This is a genomic window from Streptomyces sp. SD15 (genome assembly GCF_054462255.1).
This window is the reverse complement of the sequence record NZ_JBTLMO010000027.1, coordinates 13,258-39,983: the sequence shown is the minus strand read 5'-3', so window position 1 is coordinate 39,983 and position 26,726 is coordinate 13,258. Positions and strand designations below refer to the sequence as shown.

Genomic DNA, 26,726 nt, shown 5'->3' with positions numbered 1-26,726 from the left:
TTGGTTTGGGCGGTAAGGTCACGGGCGTCAGAGCGTGTGAAGAACGTGTGCGGGGTGCATGACGGGACGCGATTCCGCCTGTCGGACCCGGACCCCCTGCCGTAGGTTCTACCCAGATGAGAGATACACCCCGCCCACAGGGGACTGTGGGCGACACCGGGTCGAGGCCTCCCCAGCTTCGCCCTGGTCGTGCCCTCGCGCACACACCCGGAGCTTCCGGCTCCGGATCTCCTCACCGATCGGACAGTCGCTCGCCCCAAACCCCCCGGGGCGCGCGACGACCCGATCTGGACGGCCGCCTCGGAACTCCCCCCCCTGTTCCGGGGCGGCCGACCTTCCTCCTCGGCCTTCCGGCCCTGCTCTTCGCGCTGATCACCTGGCAGGTCGCGGCCCACGGCCCCCTCGCCCGCGCGGATGAACGTCTCAGTGACAGCGTCGTCCGGCCCGGTCGCGGCTCCGAACTCCTCTCCGACCTGGGCAGTGTCTTTGTCGCGGTGCCGATCCTGGCCGTCGCGCTCGGGTATGTGGCGTGGCGGGCCCGCAGGGCCGGGTGGGATCGCTGGTGGCTGCCGTCGGTCGCCGCGGCGGTGCTGATGGCGGTCGTACCGGCATTGATCGTGCCTCTGAAAGAACTGGTCGCCCGTCCCGGCCCACCCGTCATGGGCCCGGGCACCGGCTTCTACCCCTCGGGCCACACCGCCACCGCCGCCATCTCCTACGGCTCCGCGACCCTGCTCCTGCTGCCCTGGCTGCGCAGGACGTACGCACGCCGTGCCCTGGTGATCACATGTCTCGCTCTCAACACCCTGGTGGCGATCGGTCTGGTCCGCCGCGGCTACCACTGGCCGCTGGACGTGGTGGCGAGCTGGTGTCTGAGTGCGGTGCTGCTGCTCGCGCTGCGGCTCTCGCTCAGCCGGATCGGCGATCGAAGCGGCTGACCGACCAGGTCATCGGGCCGTCGGCCGCACGGGCGGCCGACCGGAGCACGGCCAGGCCGACGAGAGCACGGCGAGGCCGGGTGCGGCTCGACTTCCTCCTGGCATGGGGGAATTCAGGAAGGTGGAGCGACGCCATTCGGCACAGGCCGCTTCCGTGGTCGAGACCTCTGACCGTCACCGAGCATCATCGGGGTCCGGCCCGTCCCGGTTATCGGTCCTCGTTTCCGGCCGGCCCCGCCGCCGCCTCATGCATGGCCAGTTCCAGCAGCGCCGGATCGGTGAGCGTGCCGGAGCCGTCCGGGGGGATCAGCCAGCGGACCCCGCCGGTGGTCCGTCCCGGATACGGCACCACTATCCACGTACCGCCGCCCGCCGTGCGCACCCCCGTGCCGAGCCACCGGGCCGCGGTACCGGGAGGCACGAAGAAGCCCATGCGGGCGTCGCCGAAGTCGACGAGCACCGGGCCCAGTTGGTCGATCACCCGGGTCAGCACATCGAGCGTGGGATAGCCGAGCTCGCCGGGCAGGATGAGTACGTCCCAAAGCCTGCCCGCCGGCAGCAGCGCGACCCCCTGCGGATTGCGCTCCCATTCCCAGCGGCAGGCCTCGGGATCCGGCGCCACGGATGCCAGCCACTCGACCGCCGTTTGGTCCACTGTCATGGCGTAATCTCCCTTTTCTCCTCGTGTCGACGCTGGTTGCGTCACCGGGGAGAGGGGGGTTCGGGCCGGGCATTACGCGGGTTCCGCCACTTGTCGGTGGTGAGCCGGGTCACAGTGGATGAGCTGGGCGTGCGCCCGTGGATCACGGGTGGGCGCACGCGCCCCTCAGCTGTCGAAGCCCAGCCCCAGCCTGTCCATCGCCTTCAGCCACAGATTGCGCCGCCCGCCGTGCGCGTCCGCGCGCGCCAGCGACCACTTGGTCAGCGCGATGCCCGTCCAGGCGAAGGGCTCGGGCGGGAAGGGCAGCGGCTTCTTGCGGACCATCTCCAGCTCGGTGCGCTCCGTGCGCTCCCCCGCCAGCAGGTCGAGCATCACGTCGGCACCGAACCGGGTCGCGCCCACGCCGAGCCCGGTGTAGCCCGCCGCATACGCGACCCTGCCCTGGTGCGCGGTGCCGAAGAAGGCCGAGAAGCGCGAGCAGGTGTCGATCGCGCCGCCCCACGCGTGGGTGAAGCGGACGCCCTCCAGCTGCGGAAAGCAGGTGAAGAAGTGCCCGGCGAGCTTCGCGTAGGTCTCCGGGCGGTCGTCGTACTCGGCGCGCACCCGCCCGCCGTACGGGTAGATCGCGTCGTAACCGCCCCACAGGATCCGGTTGTCCGCCGACAGCCGGAAGTAGTGGAACTGGTTGGCGCTGTCCCCGAGGCCCTGGCGGTTCTTCCAGCCGACAGCCGCCAGCTGGCCGGCGGTCAGCGGCTCGGTCATCAGCGCGTAGTCGTAGACCGGGACGGTGTACGCCCGCACGCGCTTGACCAGGTTCGGGAAGATGTTGGTGGCGAGGGCGACCCGGCGGGCGCGGACGGAGCCGTACGGGGTGCGTACGGCCATACCGGCGCCGTACGACTTCAGGGCGAGCGCGGGCGTGTGCTCGTACACCCGTACCCCGAGCCGGAGGCAGGCGCGCTTGAGGCCCCAGGCGAGCTTCGCGGGGTGGAGCATGGCGACACCACGGCGGTCGTGCAGGCCCGCGAGGAAGGTCGGGGAGTCGACCTGTTCGCGCACCGCGTCGGCGTCCAGGAATTCCGTGCCGTCGGCGAGGCCCGCGCCCTCCAGCTCCTCGTACCACTCGCGCAGTTCGGCCGCCTGGTGCGGCTCGGTGGCGACGTCGATCTCGCCGGTGCGCTCGAAGTCGCAGTCGAGGGAGTAGCGGGCGACGGCCGCCTCGATCTCGTCGAGGTTGCGGGCGCCCAGCTCCTCCAGCTTCTTGATCTCGTCCGGCCAGCGAGCGAGGCCGTTGGCCAGTCCGTGGGTCAACGACGCGGCGCAGAAGCCGCCGTTGCGGCCGGAGGCGGCCCAGCCCACCTCGCGGCCCTCCAGGAGCACCACCTCGCGCCGCGGGTCGCGCTCCTTGGCGATCAGCGCGGTCCACAGTCCGCTGTAGCCGCCACCGACGACGAGCAGGTCGCACATCTCGGCGCCGGTGAGGGCGGGCTCGGGGTGGGGCTTGCCGGGGTCGTCCAGCCAGTAGGACACCGGCTGGGCGTCGGAAAGAGATTTCGTCCAGTGATTCCGATGATTCCCACGGGTCATGGCGCTTGGGGCCATGATTTCAACTCCCTACGACTTCTGAGCGTTTATGCCTTTTGCTTGTTGCGGCGGTTGCCGATGACCATTCCGGCCAGGACGAAGAGTACGGCGATGAGGAACATGGCCGTACCGATGACATTGATCTGAACGGGTGTCCCGCGCTGTGCCGAGCCCCAGACGAACATGGGGAAGGTGACGGTGGAACCCGCGTTGAAATTGGTGATGATGAAATCGTCGAAGGAGAGCGCGAAGGCGAGCAGCGCGCCCGCGGCGATTCCGGGGGCCGCGATGGGCAGGGTGACGCGGAGGAAGGTCTGCACGGGGCCGGCGTAGAGGTCCTGCGCGGCCTGTTCCAGGCGCGGGTCCATCGACATCACGCGTGCCTTGACGGCGGTGACGACGAAGCTGAGGCAGAACATGATGTGGGCGATCAGGATCGTCCAGAAGCCCAGCTGCGCGCCCATGTTGAGGAAGAGCGTGAGCAGCGAGGCGGCCATCACGACCTCGGGCATCGCCATCGGCAGGAAGATCAGCGAGTTCACCGCGCCGCGCGCCCGGAAGCGGTAGCGGACCAGCGCGAACGCGATCATCGTGCCGAGGACGGTGGCCCCGACGGTCGCCCAGAGCGCGATCTGCAGGCTGATCGAGAGCGAGCCGCACATGTCCGCGACCCCGCACGGATCGCTCCAGGCGTCCGTGGAGAACTGCTGCCACTCGTAATTGAAGCGCCCCTTCGGTTTGTTGAAGGAGAACACCGTGACGATCACGTTGGGCAGCAGTAGATATCCGAGCGTCAGCAGTCCCGCGATGACGACGAGATTCCGCTTGAACCAGCGTACGAAGGCCATTTAAACCAGATCCTCCGTCCCGGACTTGCGAATGTAGAGCGTGACCATGATGAGGATCGCGGCCATGAGGATGAACGAAAGCGCCGCGGCCGTCGGGTAGTCGAGAACGCGCAGGAACTGCGTCTGGATGACGTTGCCGACCATCCGGGTGTCCGTGGAGCCGAGAAGGTCGGCGTTCACGTAGTCGCCGCTGGCCGGGATGAAGGTCAGCAGCGTGCCGGAGACGACTCCGGGCATCGACAGCGGGAAAGTGACCTTGCGGAAGGTGGTGAAGGGCTTCGCGTACAGGTCGCCGGCCGCCTCGTGCAGTCGTCCGTCGATGCGCTCCAGCGAGGTGTAGAGCGGCAGGATCATGAACGGCAGGAAGTTGTACGTCAGACCGCAGACCACCGCGAGCGGGGTGGCCAGGACGCGGTCGCCGGACGTGAAGCCGAGCCAGCTGGTGACGTCCAGGACGTGCAGCGTGTTGAGGGCGCCGACGACCGGGCCGCCGTCCGCGAGGATCGTCTTCCAGGCGAGCGTGCGGATCAGGAAGCTGGTGAAGAACGGCGCGATGACCAGGATCAGCACCACATTGCGCCAGCGGCCCGCGCGGAAGGCGATCAGATAGGCGAGGGGGTAGCCGAGCAGCAGGCACAGGATCGTCGCCGAACCCGCGTAGAGCACGGACCGCAGGAACTGCGGCCAGTAGTCGACCAGCGCGTCCCAGTACGTCTGGAAGTGCCAGGTGACCTTGAAGCCCTCCTCCAGGGAGCCCGTCTGCACGGACGTGGAGGCCTGGTAGATCATCGGCAGCGCGAAGAAGACCAGCAGCCAGAGGATGCCGGGCAGGAGCAGCCAGTACGGGACGAGACGGCCGCGCTTGCGGGGCGGCTTCTTGGCGGGCCCCGGCGCGAGGGGCGGCGCCTCGGTGACGGCGGCCATCAGGCGGCGTCCTCCTCGACCGTCTCGACACCCGCATCGATGTCCTGCGCGGCATCCAGCCCGAAGGTGTGCGCCGGGCTCCAGTGCAGAACGACCTCGGCGCCGGGGGTGAGCCGGGCGTCACGGTCGATGTTCTGGGCGTAGACCTCGAACTCGGGGCAGACGGCGCTGTCGATGACGTACTGCGTGGAGACGCCGATGAAGCTGGAGTCGGCGATCCTGCCGGTGATCCGGTTGCGGCCTTCCGGGATCTCGCCCGCGTCGTCGGCGTGCGTGAGCGAGATCTTCTCGGGGCGGACGCCGACCAGGACCTTGCCGCCGGCCGTCGTGGGCGCCGAACATCGCGCCTGCGGCAGTACGAGCTTGCCACCGCCCGCCGCCAGCACGATGTCGTCGCCGCTCTTGCCGTCGACGGCGGCCTCGATGAGGTTCGAGGTGCCGAGGAAGTTGGCGACGAACGTGGTCTGCGGGTTCTCGTAGAGGTCGGCGGGGGCGCCGAGCTGCTCGACGCGGCCCGCGTTCATCACGGCGACCGTGTCGGCCATGGTCATGGCCTCCTCCTGGTCGTGCGTGACATGGACGAAGGTGATGCCGACCTCGGTCTGGATGCGCTTGAGTTCCAGCTGCATCTGGCGGCGCAGTTTGAGGTCGAGGGCGCCGAGAGGCTCGTCGAGGAGCAGCACCTTGGGGTGGTTGATCAGCGCGCGGGCCACGGCGACGCGCTGCTGCTGGCCGCCGGACAGCTGGTGCGGCTTCTTGCGGGCCTGCTCGCCGAGCTGTACGAGGTCGAGCATGTCCTCGACCTGCTTCTTCACCGACTTGATGCCGCGTCGGCGCAGGCCGAAGGCGACGTTCTCGAAGATGTCGAGGTGCGGGAAGAGCGCGTAGGACTGGAAGACGGTGTTGACCGGCCGCTTGTAGGGCGGCAGGTTCGTCACGTCCTGCTCGCCGAGCGAGACGGTGCCGGAGGAAGGTTCCTCCAGTCCGGCGATCATCCGCAGGGTGGTCGTCTTGCCGCAGCCGGACGCTCCCAGGAGCGCGAAGAACGATCCCTCGGGCACGGTCAGGTCGAGCGGGTGGACGGCCGTGAAGGAGCCGTACGTCTTGCTGATCCCGGAGAGGCGGACGTCGCCGCCATGGTCTGTCGTCATGGTGTGGTCCCTGAGTGTCGGGGTCGTAGGGGATCCGGGGCGGGTGGCGATCGCTCGCCGCGCCGGTCGGGTACGCGGCGCGGCGGGGCCCGCGCTCGGTGCCCGCGGTGCCGGGTGACCGCCCGGGCGGCCCAGGCCGCCCGAACCGCACCCGCCGGAGGCGTTACGCCCCTGTGAGCTTCGCGAACTTCTCTTCGTAGGCCGTCTCTTCCTTCGAGCTCAGTGAGCGGAAGGCGTGCGACTTCGCGGCCATGGCCTGGTCAGGAATGATCAGCGGATTGTTCGCCGCGTCCTCGTCGATCTTCGCGAGATAGGGCTGCACTCCGTCGACCGGACAGACGTAGTTGATGTAGGCGGCGAGTTCGGCGGCCGGCTCGGGCTCGTAGTAGTAGTCCATGAGCCGCTCGGCGTTCGTCTTGTGGCGCGCCTTGTTGGGGATCAGCAAGTTGTCCGTGGACGTCATATAGCCGCTGTCCGGGATGATGAAGTCGACATCGGGGCTGTCCGCCTTGAGCTGCACGACGTCGCCGGCCCAGGCTATGCAGGCCGCGAAGTCGCCGCTGGTGATGTCGGACGTGTAGTCGTTGCCGGTGAAGCGGCGGATCTGGCCCTTGTCCACGGCCTTCTGGAGCCGGGCGATCGCCGCGTCGAAGTCGTCGTCGGTGAACTTCGCCGGGTCCTTGCCCAGGTCGAGCAGCGTCATGCCGACGCTGTCGCGCATCTCGGAGAGGAAGCCGACGCGCCCCTTGAGCTTGGGGTTGTCGAGCATGTCGGAGACCGACTTGACCTCCACGCCGTCGAGCGCCTTCTTGTTGTAGGCGATGACGGTGGAGATGCCGGTCCAGGGGTACGAGTAGGCGCGGCCCGGGTCCCAGTCGGGGCTGCGGAACTGGTCCGACAGGTTCGCGTACGCGTGCGGGAGATTGGACGCGTCCAGTTTCTGGACCCACCCGAAGCGGATCAGCCGGGACGCCAGCCAGTCGGTGACGACGATGAGGTCGCGCCCGGTGTCCTGGCCCGCCGCGAGCTGCGGCTTGATCTTGCCGAAGAACTCGACGTTGTCGTTGATGTCCTCGGTGTACTTGACGCTGATTCCGGTGCGTTTGGTGAACGCGTCGAGCGTCGGGTGGTGCTTCTCGCTGTCGTCGACGTCCATGTACTCGGTCCAGTTGGAGAAGTTGATCGTCTTCTCCTTGGCCGAGTGGTCCTCGGCTGAGACGCCGCCCTGGGACTTGCCCGCCGCGGGGATTCCGCAGCCGCTCAGTGCCGCGAGCCCGCCGACGGCAAGGGCACCGCCCGCGGAGGCGCGCAGCAGCGAACGACGGGTGAGGGCGGCCCTGCCGCCGGCGAAGCTGCGCCGAAGAGCGGCCAGTTGGGCCGGGGCCAGGCGTTCGGGCTCGTACTGCTCCATGCTCGTGGTGCCCTTTCGGAAGGGTCGCGGCCGTGGTCGCGGCCTGGTCTGCCACTTGGCGGTAGCGGGAATCCCGTTACGGCCGGTCCCCGAAGATCGTGCGGTGCCAGGCTTTCCTGACCACCGCGGTGTTGTCGAACATGACGTGCTTGATCTGGGTGTACTCCTCGAACGAGTACGCCGACATGTCCTTGCCGAAGCCGGATGCCTGATAACCGCCGTGCGGCATCTCGCTGATGATCGGAATGTGGTCGTTGATCCAGACACAGCCCGCCTTGATCTCGCGGGTCGCACGGTTGGCCCGGTACACGTCCCGGCTCCACGCGGAGGCGGCGAGACCGTACGGAGTGTCGTTGGCGAGCCGGATTCCTTCGTCGTCGCTGTCGAAGGGGAGCACGACCAGGACGGGGCCGAAGATCTCGGACTGCACGATCTCGCTGTCCTGAGCGGCGTCGGCGATGAGCGTGGGCCGGTAGTACGCGCCGTCCTTGAGCTCCTCGGGGATGTCGCCGCCGGTGACGACGCGCGCGTAGGCACGCGCCCGGTCGACGAATCCGGCCACTCGGTCGCGCTGGGCGTGCGAGATCAGCGGGCCCAGGTCGGTGCCGGGCGCGAACGGGTCGCCGAGCCGGACGCTCTCCATGAGGGCGGCCGTTCGGTGAACGAAATCTTCGTAGAGGGGCCTTTGCACATACGCGCGCGTGGCCGCCGTGCAGTCCTGCCCGGTGTTGATGAGCGAGCCGGCGACCGCGCCGTGGACGGCCGCGTCCAGGTCGGCGTCGTCGAAGACCACGAAGGGCGCCTTGCCGCCCAGCTCCAGGTGGAGCCGCTTGACGGTGGACGTGGCGATCTCCGCGACCCGCTTGCCGACGGCGGTGGACCCGGTGAAGGAGGTCATCGCGACGTCGGGATGACCGACGAGGTGCTCCCCCGCGTCCTTCCCGGCTCCCGTGATGATGTTGACGACCCCGTCCGGGATCCCCGCCTCGGTGGCCGCCTCGGCGAAAAGGAGCGAGGTCAGCGGGGTGAGCTCGGCGGGCTTCAGCACGATCGTGTTGCCCGCCGCGATCGCCGGCAGGATCTTCCAGGCGGCCATCTGGAGGGGGTAGTTCCAGGGCGCGATGGAGCCGACGACGCCGATGGGCTCACGGCGTACGTACGAGGTGTGGTCGCCGGAGTACTCGCCCGCGGACTGACCCTGGAGGTGCCGGGCGGCACCGGCGAAGAAGGCGGTGTTGTCGATCGTCCCCGGGACGTCGAACTCCCGGGTGAGCTTGAGCGGTTTGCCGCACTGCAGCGACTCCGCGCGGGCGAATTCCTCCGCGCGGTCCGCGAGCACGGCGGCGAAGCGGTGCAGCGCGTCGGAACGCTCGCCAGGGGTGGCGCCGGACCAGCCGGGGAACGCGTCGCGGGCGGCGGCGACGGCGCGGTCGACGTCCTGCGTACCGGCCAGTTCGTACGTGTAGACGGCGTCGCCGGTGGCCGGGTCGACGACCGCGTACGTGCGGCCGGAGGTGCCCTTGGTCAGTCGGCCCGCGATGTACTGCGCGCCGTCCGCGAAGCGGTCCTGCGCCTGGAAGCGATGACCCGGATTGTGCATGTCGCTCTCCTCCGCCGCCCTGCCCGTTACCGCGAGGGCCGGCGTAGCTCCAGCTCGATTTGAGTGCCGATCCTGACAGAGCAAAGGGACTCCAACAAGTGATTCCGTTGTTGCCTTTTGGTTACGCGACGGAATCTGTCGACCAGGTGTCGAGTCCCCAGGGAAAAGGCAGGACGGACTGTCAGTGGTGGATGCCAGACTCGCGTGCATGGGGAGGATCGATTCTTGGGAAGCGCTGGTCAGCACGGTCGCCTCGGGGGCGAGGGTCAAGTACCTGCACTTCTGGGGACACAGCCCGCGACCGGACGGTCAGGTGAGCGCGAGCTGTCTGAGCCAGTGGTGGCCGTCGCCGTTCACGGTGGCCGGGGTCTCCTACGCGAGTGCCGAGCACTGGATGATGGCGGGCAAGGCGCGGCTGTTCGGGGACGCGGAGGCGGAGCGGCGCGCGGTCGAGGCGCCCCATCCCGCGCTCGCCAAGAAGGCGGGGCGGCTGGTGCGCGGCTTCGACGACTCGATATGGGAGCGGGAGCGGTTCGCGATCGTGGTCGAAGGCAGCGTCCACAAGTTCGCCGCGCACGCCGATCTGCGGGCGTTTCTGTTGAGCACGGGTGAGAGGGTGCTGGTCGAGGCCAGCCCCCTGGACCGCGTGTGGGGCATCGGGCTCGCGGCGGACGACGAGCGCGCATCGGATCCCGAGCGGTGGCGGGGGCCGAATCTGCTGGGGTTCGCGCTGATGGAGGCGCGAGAGCGGTTGAGAGAGTCCCAGGCCGACTGAGGGTGTCCTCCCGCCGGCTGGGGGCCCGGTCAGCCGTGGTGCTGCACGACGAGTGAGGTGGAGTAGCCGTCGTCGCCGGTGAACGGGTCATCGGTCCCGTCGTCGTCCGGGACGAGGAACAGGAGCGAGGCGAACGCGACACCCAGGACGATGCCGACCGCTCCGCAGATGATCCCGGCCAGGGCGTGGCCCGGGTTCGTCGCCTCACCCCGGCGGGCCTTGCGGCGGCCGATCACACCGAAGATCACGGCGAGGATGCCCGCGACGATGGCCAGCGGCCACAGACAGAACATGGCGGCCGCGACGATGCCGAGCACGAGTGCGGCGGTGCCCACGCCGTTGCTGGGCGGCAGGGGCATCGCGGGCCAGCCGTGGCCAGGGACGCCGCCCGGGTAGCCGGGGAGGCCCGGGTGGCCGGCCTGCGGCGGGGCGTAGGCCGGGTAGCCCTGGCCGTATCCGTAGCCGTACGGGATCTGGCCGGGCCCCTCGGGGGCGATGGGCGGCGGGGGGACCGGTTCTCCGGGGGCGGGTCGGGGGTGGGGCGCGTGGGCGGCGGGAGGCGCGAAGGGGTTGTCCCAGGGGCGGGGCTGAGGGTGGTGGCTCGGGGTGCCCGTGGCGGGGAGCGAGGTGACGGTCGGCTGGTGGTCCACCGAGGGGGGCGGTGGCGTGGGAGCGCCGCCCGCTCGGGACGGGGCCGGATCCGCGGGTGGAGCCCAGGGGTTCGGCTCGGGCTGCCGGGCGGCGGGCATCGCGTCCGGGGACTTGTCCGAGGACACGTCCGGGGACTTGTCCAGGGCGATCTTGGGAGCGGGGGCGGTGTACCCGGTCGCCCCGCCCACCTCGGGTATCGCGTCGGCGGGTATCGCGTCGGCGGGCATGCCGTCCGCGGGTTCGGCAGTCGGCGACACGTCGGTCGGCGACGGTGGCGAAGTCCCCTGGTCCGGGGACGCCCACGGGGTCCCGGCGGCGCTCTGCGGCGTCTGCGCGTCGTCGGACATGCGTGGGCCCCCCTCTGTCGTACACCTGTCGTATGTTCGGTCATGCTACGGCCCGGGCCTGCCCCTCGCGGACCGCGCTCTACGATGATCCCCGAGTCACCGATCAGCCGATCACCCGCGTCCCCGCCGACCATGGCCCGGGGGCGCCGTTCCCGGGGAGGAACCCTTGACCGACCACCTCAACACCCAGGCCACCCGCGGCACCCGCGATCTGCACGCCTTCATCGCCGGGCTGCCCAAGGCCGAACTGCACGTGCACCACGTCGGCTCCGCCTCCCCGCGCATCGTCTCGACCCTCGCCGCCCGCCACCCCGACTCCAAGGTGCCGACGGACCCCGAGGCTCTCGCGGACTACTTCACGTTCACGGACTTCGCCCACTTCATCGACGTCTATCTGTCCGTCGTCGACCTCATCCGCACCCCGGAGGACGTACGGCTGCTGACGTACGAGGTCGCCCGGGACATGGCCCGGCAGCAGGTCCGTTACGCCGAGCTGACCATCACGCCGTGGTCCTCCACCCGCCGCGGCATCGACGAGCGCGCCTTCATGGACGCGATCGAGGACGCCCGCAAGGCGGCGGAGGCCGAGCTCGGTGTCGTACTGCGCTGGTGCTTCGACATTCCCGGCGAGGCGGGCCTCGATGCGGCCGAGGAAACGGTACGGCTCGCCACCGACGATCGGCTGCGCCCCGAGGGACTGGTCTCCTTCGGGCTGGGCGGGCCCGAAATCGGCGTACCGCGGCCGCAGTTCAAGCCGTACTTCGACCGGGCGATCGCGGCCGGGCTGCGATCGGTGCCGCACGCCGGTGAGACGACGGGCCCGCAGACGGTCTGGGACGCACTCACCGACCTGCGCGCCGAGCGCATCGGACACGGCACGAGCTCCGCCCAAGACCCCAAGCTGCTCGCGCACCTCGCCGAGCACCGCATCGCCCTGGAGGTCTGCCCGACCTCCAACATCGCCACCCGCGCGGTCCGCACCCTCGACGAGCACCCCATAAAGGAGTTCGTACGGGCCGGAGTTCTGGTCACCATCAACTCCGACGACCCGCCGATGTTCGGCACCGACCTCAACAACGAGTACGCGGTCGCCGCCCGTCTCCTCGAACTCGACGAGCAGAGCCTCGCCGCGCTCGCCAAGAACGCGGTCGACGCGTCCTTCCTCGACCCGGCCGGAAAGATGAAGCTCGCCGAGGAGATCGACACCTACGCCTCGACCTGGCTCGCGCCCTGACACACCGCACCACCACAATGGGCCCCATGCGCACCGTGACTGCCGTCGCTCATCGCGGCGACCCCTATCGCGTCCGCGAGAACACGATCGACTCACTGCGTTCCGCGCTCCAACTGGGCGCGGACGTGGTCGAGATCGACGTACGGACGACTCGCGACGGCGTGCCCGTTCTGCTGCACGACGAGACGCTGAAGCGGTTGTGGGAGCTGGAGCGGCCCCTGCGGTCCCTCTCCTGCGACGAGTTGCGGGGGCTCACGGACGACGGCGTGCCGACGCTCGTGGACGCGCTGGCCGCGACCGGGGACAGCCGGATCCTGGTCGATCTGCCGGGTGCGGCGAACGCGCGGGCCGTACGCCGGGTCGTGGACGTCATTCGCGAGTGCGGGGCCGAGGATCGGGTGTACTACTGCGCCGACGCCCCGACCATGCTCGCGGTGCGGGCGGCCGACCCGGCGGCGGAGATCGCGCTCACCTGGACGACGCTCGCGCCGCCGCGCCCCGCCCTGCTCGACGCGGTGCGCCCCCGCTGGCTCAACTACCGCTTCACCCTGGTCGACCGCGCCCTCACGGCCCACGTCCACCGCAACGGCTACCTCCTCTCCGTCTGGACCCCCGACACCCGCCGCTCCATGCGCCGGCTGCTCGACATGGGGGTGGACTCGATCACGACGAACCGCATCGACACGCTGTGCGCCCTGCGCAAGGCGTGGTCAGGGGAGTAGTCATGGAGTGGTGACGTCGGACCGCTGAGGGACGGTCGCCGGGTCGGTGGGGGTGGAGCGGGTCAGGTACTGCGGTACCGGAGCGGTGTCCTTGCCGTCGTCACGGACGAGGCCGTAGCGGACCGCGCCCTGGGCGGGACCCGTGCGGATGTCCTCGGTCGCCTTGTCCCAGGTCGAGGTCTCGACGAAGAGGTTGTAGTCGGCGCCGCGTTCGTTCTGGTGGAGGGTGACGGTGCCGTCGACCCAGAAGTACTCGTTCTGCCACATCTGCTGGGTGCCGGACGGCAGGACGGACACGCCGGTGGCCGGGCCGCCCATCCAGGTCGTGCCGTCCGTCGCGCCGGGCTGGACGTCGTCCATACGGTGGCCGCCGCCCGAGGCGACGTGGAAGAGCTTGCCGCGCAGGCCGGTCCAGGTCGGCATCACCACGCTGCCGGGGCGCTGACCGGGCAGGATCTGCCAGCGGACGCGGACGTAGCCCTGGCCGGTGAGGGTGATCGTCTCGCCGCGGTGGGTCATACCCGTGGCGGGCGCGCCCGTCGCGGTCACGCCCTTCTCGGCACGCCGGGGCAGCGCGGCGGGGAGCGCGGTCGCGGAGGGCGCGTTGTCGACGGCGTCGACGACCGTGCCGTACAGCTGCGTTTCCCCCTCCGGCTTCTTCGCCTTTGACGTCGGCTTCGTCTTCGACGTCGACTTCGTCGGTGAGGGGCTCGGGGTCGCGGAAGGGGTCCATGTCGGCGGGCGGGCCGTGCTCGCCGTCGTCGGCTCGGCGGCGCGCGCGGGCGGTTTGTCGGGGGTGTGTGTCACGACGTACGCGCCGCCCGCCACGAGCGTCGCTCCGGCCGTCACCGCGACGGCGGGCTTGGTGAGCACGCCGATCACCTTGGCGGACCAGCCGACGCCGGTGGCGGCCCCCGCCGTCTTGCCGCCCAGCGCCAGCGAGAGCGTGAAGCCGACCGGCAGCGGGACGAGCGCGATCCCGACCAGGAGTCGTTCGGCCGGTACGACGGCCTCGCGGGCGCCCGAGCAGTACGCGCAGCCCCGGATGTGCCGGGCCAGCCGCTTGCGCCACACCGAGTCGGGACGTCCGTCCCAGCGGGCGGTCACCGACGGCAGGTCCGGGCAGGACGAGTCGAGCGCCCGTACGATGTCGCGCGCGGTCTCCAGCCGCTCCTTCATCCGCTGCACCCGCACCGCCGCGTGCTGTCGGCTGATCCCGCTCGCCGCCGCCAGCTCGCGCCGGGTGAGCTCGCCCGCGACCTCCAGCCACCACAGCGAGAGCAGGTGGCGGTCATCCTCGTCGAGCCACCGCACGGCCTCCGCGACCTCGCGCCGCTGCCCCTCCAACTGGAGCCGCAGCACGGTCAGTTCGGCGAAGTCAGCGGCCTGGTCCGCCGCGCCGTCGTCCAGCGTCTCGGCGGTGCGGCGGCGGGCCCGCTCGCGTATCTGGCGCATCGCGATGGCGACCAGCCAGGACCGGAAGCTGTCCGGGTCGCGCAGTGAGCCGAGGTTGTCGACGGCGCGCAGCATGGTCTCCTGCACGACGTCGTCGACGTCCGCGTGACCGTTCAGCGCGCGGCCGACGACGTTGTAGACGAGGGGCAGCCAGCCCTCGACCAGTTCGTCGAGGGCGCGCCGGTCACCGGCCTGCGCGGCCGCGATGGTCGAACGCCACTGCCGCCCGTCCACGTGCGTCCCTTTCGGTGTCACTTGGCGTAGAGCCGTCACTTGGCGTAGAGCAGCGTCCCGAATCCGAGCTGGTCGTAGCCGCCGCTGTTCGGCCCGTAGTCGCCGCCCCCGCCCTCCGCACGCACCCTTTCAGCCATGGCCGTGATGTACGGCACGGAGAGCCTGCGGCGGCGCGCGTAGTGGTAGTGCAGGATGTCCCAAACCGGGCGAACCTGTCCGCGTCCTATGTCGGAGATCACAGTCTGCTCGTTGTACTTGCCGGTGCCGGTGCCGCTGCGCCAGGCGTACGTGGTGAAGGGCACGCTCCGTCCGAGGTTGTACTTGGCGACGTACTGGGCGGCCTTCATGAACCGGTTGTCGTCGTAGCCGTACAGGTCGACGCCCTGGTTCCAGGCCATCTCGCAGATCGTGCCCATCTGCCCCATGCCCATCATGGTGTGTCCCTGGTCGCGGCCGCTCTCCTGCCACTGGGCGAGGCCCTCGGACTCGTAGACGAACGGGGTGGCGTTCTTCAGGGAGCCGTTGCCGGCTCCGTGCTTCATGTACGCGATCGCGCGGTCCAACTTCGTCCGGTCGTCGCACAGAATGCCGATCGCCATGATCGAGGCGACGTTGCAGAGGTCCCAGTTCGCCCAGTAGTTGGTGATGACCGCGTCGTTGTGGGTGGCCAGGAACTGGCGGTTCATCGGGTAGAAGACCCTCAGCATCATCTTCTTGAACCGGGCCAGGTCGAAGCCGTCGTAGCCGCGCATGAGTTCGGCGGCGTTGGCGAACTGGTAGCCGTAGATCCCGGCCGCCAGGAACCGGTCGGCGTTCCCGGTGAGCGCGGTGAGCGCGGCCGACCAGGCGTTGAGGATGTCACGTGCGGCGTCGCCGTTCGCCCTCGTCCCGGCGATCTTCCAGCGCAGGGCGTTCTGGTAGGCCGCATGGATGTCGTTGTAGAGGATGCCGTAGTTCTGGCCGGTGCCGCCACGGACGATCGTGGCCTGCGGGTTGGCCTTCCAGGTGCTGCGGGAATGCGGGTTGGCGGTGAGCCTGTCCCAGCCGGACAGCCAGGGCTGCGCCTTCGCCGCCACGCGCACCTTCGCACGGTTGAGCTCGCCGTGGGCGTGCAGCATGCCCGGGTGGGCGAAGGCCGTGGGCGCCGCGCCCGCGTTGTCTCCGCCGGACATCACGAGCAGCGCGCCACCACCGACTGCCGCGGTGGCGGCGAGGCCACCGCCGATGCCCAGCAGACCGCGGCGGGTCAGGCGGTGCTTGTTCTCACGCTTGGGCTCGGATGTGCTCGGGCGCTTGTGCGCGGGCATGGCGTTTACTCCTGTGCGAAGAGGTGGTCCTGACGCACAGGAGACGGACGGCCGCCCTCCGCGATAACAGTTTTTCGCACCTCTCTTCGCCGGGCCCTAGGGGCAACCCCTGACAACACCCCTGCATGGAAAGGGAGTTGATCCGGGTGGGCGTCAGGGGTGGGGCCCTCCTCGGTGACGATCCGCGAGAGCCCGCGCGGTCGCAGGATGTTCCCACCGCACCGCCCACACCAGGAGCAGCAGATGCCCGTCCGCACCACAACCGTCGCGGCCGTCGCCGCCGCCCTCGTCCTCGGCCTGGCGGCCGGCCCCCTGGCCGTGCCCGCCGTCGCCTCGCCCTCCGTGACCGCGCGCCCCGCCACGGCCGGCCCGGACGCCGCCGCCTTACGCGCCGCGCTCGCCGGACTGCCGGACGCCGACGCGACAGCCGCCCTCGTACGCGTCGGGGGCAGCGACGGCCGCTGGAGCGGCAGTGCCGGAGTGCACGATCTGGCGACCGGCCGTAAAGCGGACCCGAACGCCGTCTTCCGGGCCGGTTCGACGACGAAGGTGGTCACGGCCGCGGTGGTGCTCCAGCTCGCGGCGGAGGAGGTCGATCTGGGCGCGCCGGTGCAGCGCTACCTCCCGGGGCTGCTCTCCCCCGCCTTCAAGCCCGTCTTCGTACGGCAGTTGGTCAACTACCCGGGACTAAAGGACTCCGTTGGGAAAGGGACGAAACCCCGGCCGCGAGGATCACCGGGCTTGCGAACTCGCAAGTCGAGTGATCCGCATCCAACCGGCATGCGAGCCGTGATGTCGGCCTTGTCCTTTTACCAACGGAGTCCTAAAGTCCCGGGCTTGCACAACGGGCGTCACTGGCGGTGACGTGCCGTTTGCGTCCGGCCCCACCCTTGGGTTTCGGGGGTGGGGCGGGGGCCGTTGACAGGGCCCCGCTTCGCCACAACTCCCACGCTCTTGCGCGGATGTTGCGGGAGCTGTTCCGGTCCGCGTGATCAACGAATCCGCAGGACCGGCATGCGAAGAGGGCCTGGGAGACCCGGTTCGCTTTGTCGATGTGCCCGCATTCGGCGCAGGTGCGCGAGGTGTACGCCGGATTGACGTACACCACGGGCACCCCGGCCTTACGGGCCTTGTACGCGATGAACTGTCCGAGCTGGTGGAAGGACCAGCTGGAGTGGGTGGCCCGTTGGGGCTTTCGAAGCCGTACCCGCTCGCGGATGCCTGTGAGGTCTTCCAGGGCGATTCCGCGACCGGTGCGTTCTGCCTCGGCCACCACATGCTTCGCGATCTTGTGGTTGATGTCTTTCGCCCGCCGCGCCTCCTTGCGCCGCCGTTTCTTCAGGCGGCGTTTGGCGGACGGGGTGTTCTTCTTCTGGAGTTTGGTGCGCAGGCCGCGCTCGCGCAGGCGGATCCGGTTGAGCTGCCGTCCGGCCATGATCTCGCCGTCGCTGGTGGTGGCGATGTTGACGATGCCCAGGTCGATGCCGAGGAAGTCCACCGGTTCGGCGTTCGGTTCGGCCTCGGGGACCTCGCAGGTGGCGTTCAGGAACCACATGCCGTCCCGCTCCAGCAGGTCGGACTCGCCCTTGCGGTACAGGGCGAGGGTGGCGAGCTGCTCCGGGGAGGCGGTGAAGGCCACGTTCTTCATGCGGCCGTCGGTGGTCCAGATCGACACCGTGCGGTCGGGGATCTGCCAGGACAGCATCCGGTCGTCGTACGGCTGAGCACCGCAACGACGGAAGGCAACGGGCTTTTCGGTGGCGCGCCGGTAGCGCTTCGAGCCGGGGCGGCCCAGACGGCCCGCCTTCAGATTCGCCTTCAACGTCGCGTACGCGTCACAGGCCTTCTTGATGGTGTGCTGGGCAGCCTGCGCCCCCAGGTTCCACCGGGTCTTGATCTGCTCGTAGGTGAGCTTGCGCAGCGGGAAGTTCTTGAACTCCCCGTGCTCGAAAGCGACCTGGCTCACCCAGCCGGCTGCTTCGTTGCAGGCACGCAGGGTCGCCTCAAGTGCCGCCGCCTGCACGGGCGTCGGCAGCAGCTTGACCTGCACCACCAGCTTCACGATCAGCAAACGTACACACGCATACGACGCCCCGTCGCACGTTCCCCACCCCTCACCCGACCGAGTGATCCCGCCACCGCGTGTACGCAGCACCGGCTCCGCCGGACACGGCACCCGGCCGCCTCGCAGCCAAGCAGACACCATCGATACCGCGGCGCTCCGCGCCGCGACCACTGGGCGGCGGCGACGTACTGGCCAAAGCCCGGAGCCTTCGAGCAGCGCACTCCGATCGCCCTCGACGATTCGACAACGCACCGCGTCATGGGCGTCTCCCGGGACATCACCGGCTGTGACCAGGATTTCTAGGACCTGTCCGGTCGATCACGGTGGAGGAAAGCAGCGGTGTGTGGTCGGTGCCGGTGAGCGGGGTGGGGTGCGTGCAGCTGCAAGGCGGAGGAGGGCGTCGACGCGATGGGGGTCCCTTCTGTTCGAGCGAAGCCGAGAACTTGGGGGAGTCGGCATCGGTCGGCGCGGCTGCAGGAACGGTCGGCGCGGCTGCGACAGCCGCCCGCGCAGCGGGAGTTCGGCCCGCGGCGGTAGTTCCGGCGGCCGGGCCTTGGCTAATCTGCACGGATGACCACCGACCTGACCCTGCTGCCGCGTGTCGCCTATCGCGGACAGGAAGTCACCGCGCCCCGGCTCCGCGGTCTCCTCGCGCTGCTGGCGGGCGACTTGCGCACGGGCTGCAGCACCGAGCGGCTTGTGGCAGGGCTGTGGCCGGACGAGTTGCCCGAGCGGCCGGGAAAGGCGGTGCAGGTCCTCGTGTCCAGGGCGCGGGCGCAGCTGGACGCCGACGTCCTCGTCAGCACGCCGACCGGATACCGGCTTACCCTCGCCGAGGACCAGGTCGACAGCTCCGCCCTGCTGCTGCACGCCGCCGCCAGCGCGGACCGGGCCAGGGCCGGGGACCACGCGGGATCGCTGGCGGCGGCCGACGCCGGGCTCGCGCTGTGGGAGGGCACTCCTGACGGGGGCGGCGACACCGACGACCCCGTAGCCGCGTTGCGCACCGAGCGCGCCCCCGTCCGCGGCACGCTCATACGCGCGCAGGCGCTCGCACTCGCCCGCCTTGGACGGCACGCGGAGGCGGCCGGGCCGCTGGCCCTGGCCGCCTCGGAGCATCCGCGCGACGAAGAAGTGCTCGCCGAGCTGCTGCGCGGCGAAGCGGCGACGGCGGGCCCGTCCGCCGCGCTGATGCAGTACGAGGCATACCGCCGTGAGCTGCGCGACGAACTCGGCACGGATCCGGGCGCCGGGCTCAAGGCCGTACAGCGGGAGCTGCTGCGCGGCGAGGCGCCTGTGGTCAGGCACGGCGTGCCGCACGAGCCGAACCCGCTGCTCGGGCGTGACGAGGACATTGCGGCGGTGGAGCGGCTGCTGCGCGCTTCCCGCGCCGTCACCGTAGTCGGCCCCGGCGGCCTCGGCAAGACCCGGCTCGCGCACGCCGTCAGCCGCCGGGGCGAGCAGCGCGTGGTGTATTTCGTGCCGCTCGCCGGCGTCACCACGGACGCGGACGTGGCCGCGGAGGTGGCCTCCGCGCTCGGCGCGGGCGAGGGGCGGCACGGCGCCGTGAGCGGCCACGCCACGGCCGACTCGGTGTCCGGCATCCTCGGCGTGTTCGGCTCCGGGTCCGCTCTGCTGGTGCTGGACAACTGCGAGCAGGTCATCCGGGGCGCCGCCGACCTCGTACAGGCTCTGGTCTCGTCCTCGAAGGACCTGCGGGTGCTCGCCACCAGCCGGGCCCCGCTGGGCCTCACGTCGGAGGCGGTGTACGCGCTGCCGGAGCTCGGTCTCGACACCTCGGTCGAGCTGTTCACGCAGCGGGCCCGGGCCGCCCGGCCCGGCGTGGAGCTGCCGCCGGACGCGGTGGCCGAGCTGTGCCGTCACCTCGACGGGCTGCCGCTCGCCGTGGAGCTGGCCGCGGCACGGGTGCGGGTGCTTTCGGTGCCGGAGATCGCCCGCCGCCTCGGCGACCGGTTCGCGCTCCTTCGCGGCGGGGTACGGGACGTGCCGGAGCGCCACCGCACGTTGCACGCGGTCGTGGAGTGGAGCTGGAACCTGCTCGCGGAGGACGCCAGGGCGGCTCTGCGCATGCTGTCCGTCTTCCCTGGCGGCTTCTCCGGCGAGGCGGCGGAGCAGGTGCTCGGCGAGGATGCGCTGCTTCTGCTGGAGCAGTTGACCGATCAGTCGCTGCTCACCGTCGCCGACACCCCGGCCGGTGTGCGGTTCCGGATGCTGGAGACCGTACGGGAGTTCAGTGCGGCCCGGTGTGCGGAGGCGGGCGGGGACGAGGAGGCCGTCGGCCGGTTCCTCACCTGGGCGCGGGACTTCGGGGTCGCGTACCACGACTGGTTCTTCGGCTCGGAACCGCTGGCCGCCGGGGAGCGGATCAGGGCCGAGCAGGACAACCTCGTGCTGGCCCTGCGGCACGCCCTCGCCCGTACGGACGGCCCCACCCTCGCCGCCCTCACCGCCGTCCTCGGCGCTCTGTGGTCCAACGACTCCAACTTCCCCCGCCTCGCCGCCCTCGCCGCGGACACCGGCCCGCCGCTGTCGCACTACTACCCCGAGCCCGAACACGTCGAAGTCGCCCGCGCCGCCGCGGTGGTGGGCACGGCGAGCCTGTTCATGGGCTACGGCCCGGTCGCCGTACGCCAGCTCGTCACCCTCCGGCGGCTGCCCCCGGCCCCGCCGGACACGCTGCCGCGCGCCGCCGCGGCCGTGCTGAGCGCGGTCCCCGAGATGCTGCCTCCCGACTACGAGGTGCTGCGGGGGCTCTGCGACAGCGAGCAGCCGCTGGTCGCCGGCATCGCCGAGAGCATCGCCACCTACGTCTGGGAGTACGAGCACGACATCGACCGCGCGCTCACCTCGGCTCGCCGGATACTCGCCGAACTGGCTCCGGTCGACAATCCGTCCATGCAGCTCATGGGGCATTCCCGGCTGAGCGAGCTGTGCTTGCGGACGGGGCGGGGCGAGGAAGCGTACGAGCACCTCAAGGCGACGCTCGAGGTGGTGCCGCGGCTCGGCGACGGGCACGACTACCCCTTCATCCGCACGAGCCTCGTCCTCGCCTGCCTGCAGCGCGACGACCCCGACGAGGCCGAGTACTGGCTGCGGCAGGCGGAGAGCGACAACACCCCGCAGCAGGACTCCTTCCACCGGCCCGACCTCGGCGGGCGCGCCGAGATCGCGCTCGCCCGCGGACTGACGGAGGTCGGGCTCGGCCTGTGGCGCGGCGCCGTGGAGCGGATGCTCGAAGTCGGATCGATGCACGGCGACGACCCCTGGCTCGACCCGTCGGCGCTGCAGACCCACTCGGCGGCGGTGACGGCGCACGCGCACGCCGGCCGGCTCGAGCTGGTCGCGGAACCGGTCGACCGGCTGCGGCGGGGGCTGCGGACCCTGCTCTCCGGTCCGGCCGGCTCGCCCATGGAGCTCCTGTTGTTCGGGACGGTGCTGCACGCGCTCGGCATGGCGGGGCTCGCGTCCGGCGACATCTCGGCCGTGCGGATGATCGCGCTGGCCGAACGGCTGCGGGTGGCGCGCGAGTTCCAGCCGACGATGTCGGCGGACCGCGCCCGGCAGGCGGCCGAGAATGCCGACAGGGCGGCGTACGCCGACGCGGTGTCGGAGTACGCCGCCCTGGAGCGGGACGAACTGCGGGATGCGGCCCGCGCTGTCATGGCGGTTACTTCGGGTCGCGGTTGAACAGCGCCGTCGACCAGCGGTAGCCGAGCGCGGTGAGGCCGACGCACCAGGCGATCGCAATCCACCCGTTGTTGCCGATCTCGGTGCCGAGCAGCAGGCCTCGCAGGGTCTCGATGGCCGGCGTGAACGGCTGGTACTCGGCGATCGGCTGGAACCAGCCCGGCATCGTGTCGGCCGGGATGAAGGCGCTCGAGATGAGCGGGAGGAGGATCAGCGGCATCGCCATGTTGCTGGCCGCCTCGGGGTTCGGGCTGGCCATGCCCATCCCGACCGCGATCCAGGTGAGCGCCAGGGTGAACAGCGCGAGCAGCCCGAACGCCGCCAGCCACTCCAGGGCCGTGGCGTCCGTGGAGCGGAAGCCGATGGCCACGGCGATGGCGCCGACGAGGACCAGGCTGGCGAGCACCTGCAGCACGCTGCCGACGACGTGCCCGACGAGCACGGAGCCGCGGTAGACCGCCATCGTGCGGAAGCGGGCGATGAGGCCCTCGGTCATGTCCATGGAGACGGAGATCGCGGCCCCGATCACGGTACTGCCGATGGTCATCATCAGGAGGCCCGGGACGATATAGGCGATGTAGTCGGAGCGGTCGGCGCCGCCGCCACCGATGCCCGCGCTCATCACGTCTCCGAAGATGTAGACGAAGAGCAGCAGCAACATGATCGGCGTGAGCAGCAGGTTCAGGGTCATGGACGGGTAGCGCCGCGCGTGCAGCAGGTTGCGGCGCAGCATCGTGTTCGAGTCGCGTACGGCGAGGGAGAGGGCGCTCATCGGACAGTCTCCTTGGGCTCGTTGGGCTGGCTGGGGACGTTGGTTCCGCCGGTCAGGGCGAAGAACACGTCGTCGAGGTCGGGGGTGTGCACGGTCAGCTCGTCCGCCTCGACGCCGGCCGAGTCCAGCCAGTCGAGGATGGAGCGCAGCTCGCGCTGGCTGCCGTCGCTGGGGATCTGCAGCGACAGCGCCTCGTCGTCGCGGGTGGCCTCACGCAGGGCGACGGCGGCGGACTGGTACGCGGCCGGGTCGGTGAAACGGAGCCGGACGTGCCCTCCCGGGATGAGCCGCTTCAGTTCGTCAGCGGTGCCCTCAGCGGCGATCTTTCCGTTGTTGAGCACGCCGATACGGTCAGCGAGTTCGTCGGCCTCCTCCAGGTACTGGGTGGTGAGGAAGACGGTGACGCCGCCGGAGACCAGACCACGGATGATCCCCCACATGTTGTGGCGGGAGCGGGGGTCGAGCCCGGTGGTCGGCTCGTCGAGGAAGATGATCCGCGGGTTGCCGACCAGCGTCATCGCGATGTCGAGGCGGCGCTTCATGCCGCCGGAGTAGGTGGAGACGGGCTTCTTCGCGGCCTCCACCAGGTCGAAGCGCTCAAGGAGTTCGGCGGCGGTGCGGCGGCCCTCGCTGCGGGAGAGGTGGTGCAGGTCCGCCATGAGGAGCATGTTCTCCTCACCGGTGATCAGGCCGTCGACGGCGGAGAACTGCCCGGTGACGCCGATCGCGGCGCGCACGGCCTGCGGGTCGGTGGCCAGGTCGTGGCCGCCGACATGCAGGTCACCGGCGTCGGCGGTGACGAGGGTGGAGAGGATCTTGACTGCGGTGGTCTTACCGGCGCCGTTCGGCCCGAGCAGGGAGAAGACCGTGCCGGCCGGCACCGCCAGGTCGATGCCGTCGAGGACCGTCTTGTCCCCGTAGGCCTTGCGCAGCCCCTTGGCCGCGATGGCGGGAGAGTGCGATGTCGTTGTCGTCATGCCGAAGAGACTGCGGCAGGGCGCATTCAGCGCGGTTTCAGGCTGCTTTCAGTGCCCTGGAACCGGGCGGCGGAGGGTACGCCCCGTCAACACCGCATCCAGATGCGGAAGTGCCCTGTCGGCCTCAGCCCGCCGCGGGCTGTGGCTCGGCCTTCTCCCACGCGCCGGCCGGAGCCTCGCGCCGGAACACGTCCTTCAGGTAGAGCACGGCGGCGGCACCGAGGACCCACAGCGGGAGGATCACCAGGGCGCGGGTCAAACCGTCGTTCTCGAACCGGGAAAGCCCTTGCATCGCGCGGACGCCGACCCCGACGGGCAGGATCTCGGACAGCGGGCGCAGCCAGGCGGGAAGGTAGGCCGCCGGCATGATCCCGCCGCTGCTGCTGTTGCCGAGGATCAGCAGGAGGATCGAGGCGAGACTGACGCCCGCGGAGCCGAACAGTCGCAGCAGCACCATGGTCGTCCCGCCGACCGCGGCGCCCATCAGCGCGATGATGACAGCGAGGGGCAGGAAGGCGCCGGGCAGCGCACCGAAGCCCGTGCTCCCGCCGATGGCGGCGACCAGGACACCGCCGACGGCTCCGAACAGGGCCAGGCTGGCCATACGCCAGCGGTATTGGAGCCGGGGGGCCATCTGGTAGGTCGTCATGCCGAACAGGTATCCGGCCAGTACGAGGCCGAAGGCGGCGTAGAAGACGGAGAGCCCTCGGGTGTCCCCCGCTGCCGCCGGGGCAACGTCCTTGACGGAGAGGTCATGGTGCTCCGCGTGGGCCACGGAAGCGAAAGCAGTGGTCAGGGTCGCGGTGACGGCGGCTCCGTTGGCGCTGCCGTAGAGCAGGTTCCCCTTGCCGAGGTAGGCGCCGTACACGGACCTGTCCTCGACGGCCTGCCGGGCGGCGGATTCGTCGGGGTAGGTCTCGAGCGTGAAGCCGCCCGGGGCGACCCGCTCGAGGTCCTCGCGCAGGTGCGCCTGCCGCGTGCCGACCTCCGTGGTGCCCACGCGGAGCTCATGAGGGCGCGGCGCATGGAAGGCGGCGAGATAGACGCTGACGAAAACGGTGCCGATCAGCAGGACGACCGCGACGGGGAGCAGGACGGCACGCGAGTTTCCCGGGCGGGGAGGCGCATGGGCCACGTCCAGGGCGTGCTTGTGAGGCTGTCGGGGGGAGACTCGAGACATCGAAGACAGGTTCCTAGAATAGAAGGCAGCTGATAGTCTGTTGTACATCATAATCAGTTGACTTACAAAAGGGGTCCGCCACGTGAACCAATCCGACCGGCGTACGGGTCATGTGGCTTGGCAGATCGGCCAGATCATCTCGACTCGGGTCGAGCGCACACTGCGCCCGTTCCACTTGACCCTTGCCCAGAACAGCGCCCTGTCGCAGGCCATCCTCGATCCGGGTCTCACCAGTGCGACCGCGGCACGCAGAGCGGCGATCACCCCCCAGTCCATGGGCACCGCGGTCAACGGGCTGGTCGAGCGGGGGCTTCTGGAACGTCGGACCGCCCCCGGCGACAGGCGCACGCATCGACTGCACGCCACCGAGGCCGGCCTGCGGCTCGCGGCGGAGGCCAGAAGCGCGGTGGACGCCACCCACGACGAAGCTCTGGAGGTGCTGACGCCGGTGGAGCAGGAGCAGGTGCACTCACTGCTGCTGAAACTGTTGGCGTCCCTGAATCCGGCATCCATGGACGTCGACAGCGCGCATCGTGAGGAGCCGACGGACGGGTGACGGCCATCCCCGACGTGGGATCAGAAGAAGCCGCCGTCGCGCCGACGCCGTGCGCAACCGAGCGCGCCTGCTGGAAGCCGCGGCCCGTCTGGTGGCCGAGGACGGCGTCGAGCACGTCACCATGGACGCGGTCGCGCGTGCCGCCTCGGTGGGCAAGGGCACCGTCCCCTCAACGTCCGCCGCGCCCACCTCCTCACCTTGCTGCGGCAGACCGGCACACAAGGCGATGTGGAACTGCTCGCCGAAACACTGCTGGCCTCCCTCGACACCGCCCTCCTCAACCACCTCGTACATCAACGCGGGATACCGCAGGAGCGCGTGGAAGCCGGTTGGCGGAACCTGCTGAGGATCGTGAAGGGCTCGGGTGACAGCGTTTCAGGGGCTTCCGAGAACTGACGGTGATCTTGATGCCCCTGCCCATGGAACCGGAAGCCCGCTGCCAGTCGGTGCCGCGCTCAGGACCGGCCACGCTCAGGACCGGCCACGCTCGCCAGGCGTTGCGCCCATGCCCCGCCGGGAAACCGCAGTGGCTCACGGTGCCGACTGGATGTCCCCGCGCGTGGAGGACGCGATGGTGTCGCGGTGCGCGAAGTCGCCCGGGGGGATGCCGGGGTGGTGTCCGAGCCGGGCCGGCGGCACTGCGGCCGAGGGGCCGAGGGTGAGCCGGGAGACGATGCGGTAGCGGTCGCCGCGGTAGATCGAGTGGACGTATTCGACGGGCTGACCGGTGGTGTCCGAGGTGAGCCGCTCGAAGAGCAGCGCCGGGGACAGCTCGGGCACGTCGAGCAGCTCGGCCTCGGCGCGCGTGACGACGGTCGGCTCGATCGCCTGTACGGCCTCCTGGACGTGCACGCCATGCTGTTCGCGCAGGTGCTCGTACAGGTCACCGGCTTCCAGTTCCTGGGCGGACAGGGTGGGGACCAGATCGGCCCTGATGTGCAGATGCTCGATGGCCATCGGGGCGCCGTCGACCAGGCGCAGTCGTGCCACGTACACGATCTCGGCGGCGGGTGAAAGGCGCAGCTTGCGGCCCACGCGTGCGCCTGCCGGGATGGTGGTGAACTCCAGCAGGCGGCTCGACCAGGTCCCGGAGGCCTGAGGAACTGTCATGGTCTGCTGACCGGAGACGAGTTCCTGGGTGATCTTCTCTGGTGCCACGAACATGCCGCGGCCGTGTTCCCGTACCAGAAGACCCGCGGCGACGAGCTCGTCGACCGCCGCGCGCAGGGTCGGGCGGGACACGCCCAGCTGGGCGCACAGGGAGCGCTCGGAGGGGATCGCGTCCCCCGGGCGGTGCGACTCGACGAGGTCGAGGATGAAGTCGCGAACTCGCTCCCGTTTGAGCACCGCACCTGGTTCGTCGGCCTTCATATTGCACTCCCTCATGCGCGGAATCCCCAGTTACCCAGCTGACCAGTTGACCAGTGGTCGCCCGCAACTGCCCTCTCGGCCAGGGAAGTGTAACTGTCACCGAGCGGTGATCGTCCAGATCCCGACCGGCCTGAAGACCAAAACCCCGCGATGTACAGGGGGTTGACGCCCTCGATTGGTCTATGCCACCTTCATCCCCACATCAAGAGGTGAGCTGTCCAGTGGACTTCACTGGTCAGGTGGTCAGGTCATGTC

21 protein-coding genes and 3 pseudogenes are annotated in these 26,726 nt (G+C 70.1%); 9 read left to right on the top strand and 15 right to left on the bottom strand.

Annotation, left to right across the window (positions count from 1 at the left end):
* The first annotated feature begins 146 nt into the window (after positions 1-146).
* The gene (locus tag ACX28W_RS25405) at positions 147-938 is read left to right on the top strand and encodes a phosphatase PAP2 family protein (RefSeq protein ID WP_459001748.1); all 792 of its coding nucleotides are present in this window, start codon (positions 147-149) and stop codon (positions 936-938) included.
* Between the two features lie 208 nt (positions 939-1,146).
* Here ACX28W_RS25405 and ACX28W_RS25400 read toward each other — a convergent pair whose 3' ends face one another.
* The 7 genes from ACX28W_RS25400 to ACX28W_RS25370 form a co-directional block, all read right to left on the bottom strand.
* The gene (locus ACX28W_RS25400; RefSeq protein ID WP_459001668.1) at positions 1,147-1,599 is read right to left on the bottom strand and encodes a bifunctional DNA primase/polymerase; all 453 of its coding nucleotides are present in this window, start codon (positions 1,597-1,599) and stop codon (positions 1,147-1,149) included.
* A 165-nt stretch (positions 1,600-1,764) separates the two neighbouring features.
* Entirely contained in the window at positions 1,765-3,201 is a 1,437-nt protein-coding gene (locus ACX28W_RS25395) for an NAD(P)/FAD-dependent oxidoreductase (RefSeq protein ID WP_459001667.1), read from the bottom strand.
* A gap of 29 nt (positions 3,202-3,230) precedes the next feature.
* Positions 3,231-4,031 carry an ABC transporter permease gene (locus ACX28W_RS25390; protein ID WP_459001665.1) on the bottom strand — a complete coding sequence of 267 codons (801 nt, stop codon included), beginning with the start codon at positions 4,029-4,031 and terminating at the stop codon, positions 3,231-3,233.
* On the bottom strand, positions 4,032-4,955 hold the full coding sequence (locus ACX28W_RS25385) for an ABC transporter permease (RefSeq protein WP_459001663.1): 924 nt from the start codon (positions 4,953-4,955) through the stop codon (positions 4,032-4,034).
* Entirely contained in the window at positions 4,955-6,106 is a 1,152-nt protein-coding gene (locus ACX28W_RS25380; RefSeq protein WP_459001661.1) for an ABC transporter ATP-binding protein, read from the bottom strand. The genes ACX28W_RS25385 and ACX28W_RS25380 overlap by 1 nt, the downstream gene beginning before the upstream one ends.
* A gap of 163 nt (positions 6,107-6,269) precedes the next feature.
* Positions 6,270-7,517: an ABC transporter substrate-binding protein gene (locus tag ACX28W_RS25375; RefSeq protein WP_459001660.1), complete on the bottom strand. Its 1,248-nt coding sequence runs from the start codon at positions 7,515-7,517 to the stop codon at positions 6,270-6,272.
* Positions 7,518-7,593: 76 nt separating this feature from the next.
* Positions 7,594-9,117 carry a gamma-aminobutyraldehyde dehydrogenase gene (locus tag ACX28W_RS25370; RefSeq protein ID WP_459001659.1) on the bottom strand — a complete coding sequence of 508 codons (1,524 nt, stop codon included), beginning with the start codon at positions 9,115-9,117 and terminating at the stop codon, positions 7,594-7,596.
* A gap of 208 nt (positions 9,118-9,325) precedes the next feature.
* On the opposite strand from ACX28W_RS25370, the gene ACX28W_RS25365 reads away from it, so the two are divergent.
* A complete protein-coding gene (locus ACX28W_RS25365) occupies positions 9,326-9,892 on the top strand; it encodes an NADAR family protein (protein WP_459001658.1) in 567 nt (188 codons plus the stop codon).
* 29 nt (positions 9,893-9,921) lie between these two features.
* On the opposite strand, the gene ACX28W_RS25360 is transcribed toward ACX28W_RS25365, so the two are convergent.
* Complete coding sequence (locus tag ACX28W_RS25360; RefSeq protein ID WP_459001656.1) at positions 9,922-10,890, bottom strand: DUF4190 domain-containing protein; 969 nt, start codon at positions 10,888-10,890, stop codon at positions 9,922-9,924.
* 32 nt (positions 10,891-10,922) lie between these two features.
* On the opposite strand from ACX28W_RS25360, the pseudogene ACX28W_RS25355 reads away from it, so the two are divergent.
* Positions 10,923-12,124, top strand: a pseudogene (locus ACX28W_RS25355) (adenosine deaminase).
* Between the two features lie 26 nt (positions 12,125-12,150).
* Positions 12,151-12,846 (top strand): glycerophosphodiester phosphodiesterase, encoded by a 696-nt coding sequence (locus ACX28W_RS25350; protein ID WP_459001655.1) that lies wholly within the window; start codon positions 12,151-12,153, stop codon positions 12,844-12,846.
* Here ACX28W_RS25350 and ACX28W_RS25345 read toward each other — a convergent pair whose 3' ends face one another.
* Both ACX28W_RS25345 and ACX28W_RS25340 read right to left on the bottom strand, forming a co-directional pair.
* Positions 12,847-14,535 carry an RNA polymerase sigma factor gene (locus tag ACX28W_RS25345; protein WP_459001654.1) on the bottom strand — a complete coding sequence of 563 codons (1,689 nt, stop codon included), beginning with the start codon at positions 14,533-14,535 and terminating at the stop codon, positions 12,847-12,849.
* A gap of 35 nt (positions 14,536-14,570) precedes the next feature.
* Positions 14,571-15,842 carry an alginate lyase family protein gene (locus tag ACX28W_RS25340; protein ID WP_459001653.1) on the bottom strand — a complete coding sequence of 424 codons (1,272 nt, stop codon included), beginning with the start codon at positions 15,840-15,842 and terminating at the stop codon, positions 14,571-14,573.
* Between the two features lie 243 nt (positions 15,843-16,085).
* Between ACX28W_RS25340 and ACX28W_RS25335 the strand changes: the two are divergent.
* A pseudogene (locus ACX28W_RS25335) lies at positions 16,086-16,553 on the top strand (serine hydrolase); the annotation flags it as partial.
* A gap of 112 nt (positions 16,554-16,665) precedes the next feature.
* Here the strand turns inward: ACX28W_RS25335 and ACX28W_RS25330 are convergent.
* On the bottom strand, positions 16,666-17,904 hold the full coding sequence (locus ACX28W_RS25330) for an RNA-guided endonuclease InsQ/TnpB family protein (protein ID WP_459001652.1): 1,239 nt from the start codon (positions 17,902-17,904) through the stop codon (positions 16,666-16,668).
* 573 nt (positions 17,905-18,477) lie between these two features.
* Here ACX28W_RS25330 and ACX28W_RS25325 point away from each other — a divergent pair.
* Entirely contained in the window at positions 18,478-21,615 is a 3,138-nt protein-coding gene (locus ACX28W_RS25325; protein ID WP_459001650.1) for an ATP-binding protein, read from the top strand.
* On the opposite strand, the gene ACX28W_RS25320 is transcribed toward ACX28W_RS25325, so the two are convergent.
* The 3 genes from ACX28W_RS25320 to ACX28W_RS25310 form a co-directional block, all read right to left on the bottom strand.
* Positions 21,596-22,387 (bottom strand): ABC transporter permease, encoded by a 792-nt coding sequence (locus ACX28W_RS25320; RefSeq protein ID WP_459001648.1) that lies wholly within the window; start codon positions 22,385-22,387, stop codon positions 21,596-21,598. The genes ACX28W_RS25325 and ACX28W_RS25320 overlap by 20 nt on opposite strands.
* Positions 22,384-23,364, bottom strand: coding sequence for an ATP-binding cassette domain-containing protein (locus ACX28W_RS25315; RefSeq protein WP_459001646.1), 981 nt, complete (start codon positions 23,362-23,364; stop codon positions 22,384-22,386). Before ACX28W_RS25315 ends, ACX28W_RS25320 begins: the two co-directional genes overlap by 4 nt.
* A 124-nt stretch (positions 23,365-23,488) precedes the next feature.
* Positions 23,489-24,544, bottom strand: a complete 1,056-nt coding sequence (locus ACX28W_RS25310) for an ABC transporter permease (RefSeq protein WP_459001644.1) — start codon at positions 24,542-24,544, stop codon at positions 23,489-23,491.
* Positions 24,545-24,626: 82 nt separating this feature from the next.
* Here ACX28W_RS25310 and ACX28W_RS25305 point away from each other — a divergent pair, with 82 nt between their 5' ends.
* The 3 genes and pseudogenes from ACX28W_RS25305 (at position 24,627) to ACX28W_RS25295 (ending at position 25,496) form a co-directional block, all read left to right on the top strand.
* A complete protein-coding gene (locus tag ACX28W_RS25305; protein WP_459001642.1) occupies positions 24,627-25,100 on the top strand; it encodes a MarR family winged helix-turn-helix transcriptional regulator in 474 nt (157 codons plus the stop codon).
* A pseudogene (locus tag ACX28W_RS25300) lies at positions 25,078-25,221 on the top strand (hypothetical protein); the annotation flags it as partial. The gene ACX28W_RS25305 and the pseudogene ACX28W_RS25300, both read left to right, overlap by 23 nt.
* A gap of 77 nt (positions 25,222-25,298) precedes the next feature.
* Positions 25,299-25,496: a hypothetical protein gene (locus ACX28W_RS25295; RefSeq protein WP_459001752.1), complete on the top strand. Its 198-nt coding sequence runs from the start codon at positions 25,299-25,301 to the stop codon at positions 25,494-25,496.
* Between the two features lie 135 nt (positions 25,497-25,631).
* Here ACX28W_RS25295 and ACX28W_RS25290 read toward each other — a convergent pair whose 3' ends face one another.
* On the bottom strand, positions 25,632-26,471 hold the full coding sequence (locus tag ACX28W_RS25290; protein ID WP_459001641.1) for a GntR family transcriptional regulator: 840 nt from the start codon (positions 26,469-26,471) through the stop codon (positions 25,632-25,634).
* Positions 26,472-26,726: the final 255 nt, after the last annotated feature.

What these genes read in the sequence shown, in the direction of transcription:
- ACX28W_RS25290 (WP_459001641.1), bottom strand. Translation starts at nt 26,471, where the DNA reads ATGAAGGCCGACGAACCAGGTGCGGTGCTCAAACGGGAGCGAGTTCGC.
- ACX28W_RS25380 (WP_459001661.1), bottom strand. Translation starts at nt 6,106, where the DNA reads ATGACGACAGACCATGGCGGCGACGTCCGCCTCTCCGGGATCAGCAAG.
- ACX28W_RS25385 (WP_459001663.1), bottom strand. Translation starts at nt 4,955, where the DNA reads ATGGCCGCCGTCACCGAGGCGCCGCCCCTCGCGCCGGGGCCCGCCAAG.
- ACX28W_RS25320 (WP_459001648.1), bottom strand. Translation starts at nt 22,387, where the DNA reads ATGAGCGCCCTCTCCCTCGCCGTACGCGACTCGAACACGATGCTGCGC.
- ACX28W_RS25350 (WP_459001655.1), top strand. Translation starts at nt 12,151, where the DNA reads ATGCGCACCGTGACTGCCGTCGCTCATCGCGGCGACCCCTATCGCGTC.
- ACX28W_RS25310 (WP_459001644.1), bottom strand. Translation starts at nt 24,544, where the DNA reads ATGTCTCGAGTCTCCCCCCGACAGCCTCACAAGCACGCCCTGGACGTG.
- ACX28W_RS25315 (WP_459001646.1), bottom strand. Translation starts at nt 23,364, where the DNA reads ATGACGACAACGACATCGCACTCTCCCGCCATCGCGGCCAAGGGGCTG.
- ACX28W_RS25395 (WP_459001667.1), bottom strand. Translation starts at nt 3,201, where the DNA reads ATGGCCCCAAGCGCCATGACCCGTGGGAATCATCGGAATCACTGGACG.
- ACX28W_RS25360 (WP_459001656.1), bottom strand. Translation starts at nt 10,890, where the DNA reads ATGTCCGACGACGCGCAGACGCCGCAGAGCGCCGCCGGGACCCCGTGG.
- ACX28W_RS25325 (WP_459001650.1), top strand. Translation starts at nt 18,478, where the DNA reads ATGACCACCGACCTGACCCTGCTGCCGCGTGTCGCCTATCGCGGACAG.
- ACX28W_RS25375 (WP_459001660.1), bottom strand. Translation starts at nt 7,517, where the DNA reads ATGGAGCAGTACGAGCCCGAACGCCTGGCCCCGGCCCAACTGGCCGCT.
- ACX28W_RS25400 (WP_459001668.1), bottom strand. Translation starts at nt 1,599, where the DNA reads ATGACAGTGGACCAAACGGCGGTCGAGTGGCTGGCATCCGTGGCGCCG.
- ACX28W_RS25390 (WP_459001665.1), bottom strand. Translation starts at nt 4,031, where the DNA reads ATGGCCTTCGTACGCTGGTTCAAGCGGAATCTCGTCGTCATCGCGGGA.
- ACX28W_RS25340 (WP_459001653.1), bottom strand. Translation starts at nt 15,842, where the DNA reads ATGCCCGCGCACAAGCGCCCGAGCACATCCGAGCCCAAGCGTGAGAAC.
- ACX28W_RS25365 (WP_459001658.1), top strand. Translation starts at nt 9,326, where the DNA reads ATGGGGAGGATCGATTCTTGGGAAGCGCTGGTCAGCACGGTCGCCTCG.
- ACX28W_RS25370 (WP_459001659.1), bottom strand. Translation starts at nt 9,117, where the DNA reads ATGCACAATCCGGGTCATCGCTTCCAGGCGCAGGACCGCTTCGCGGAC.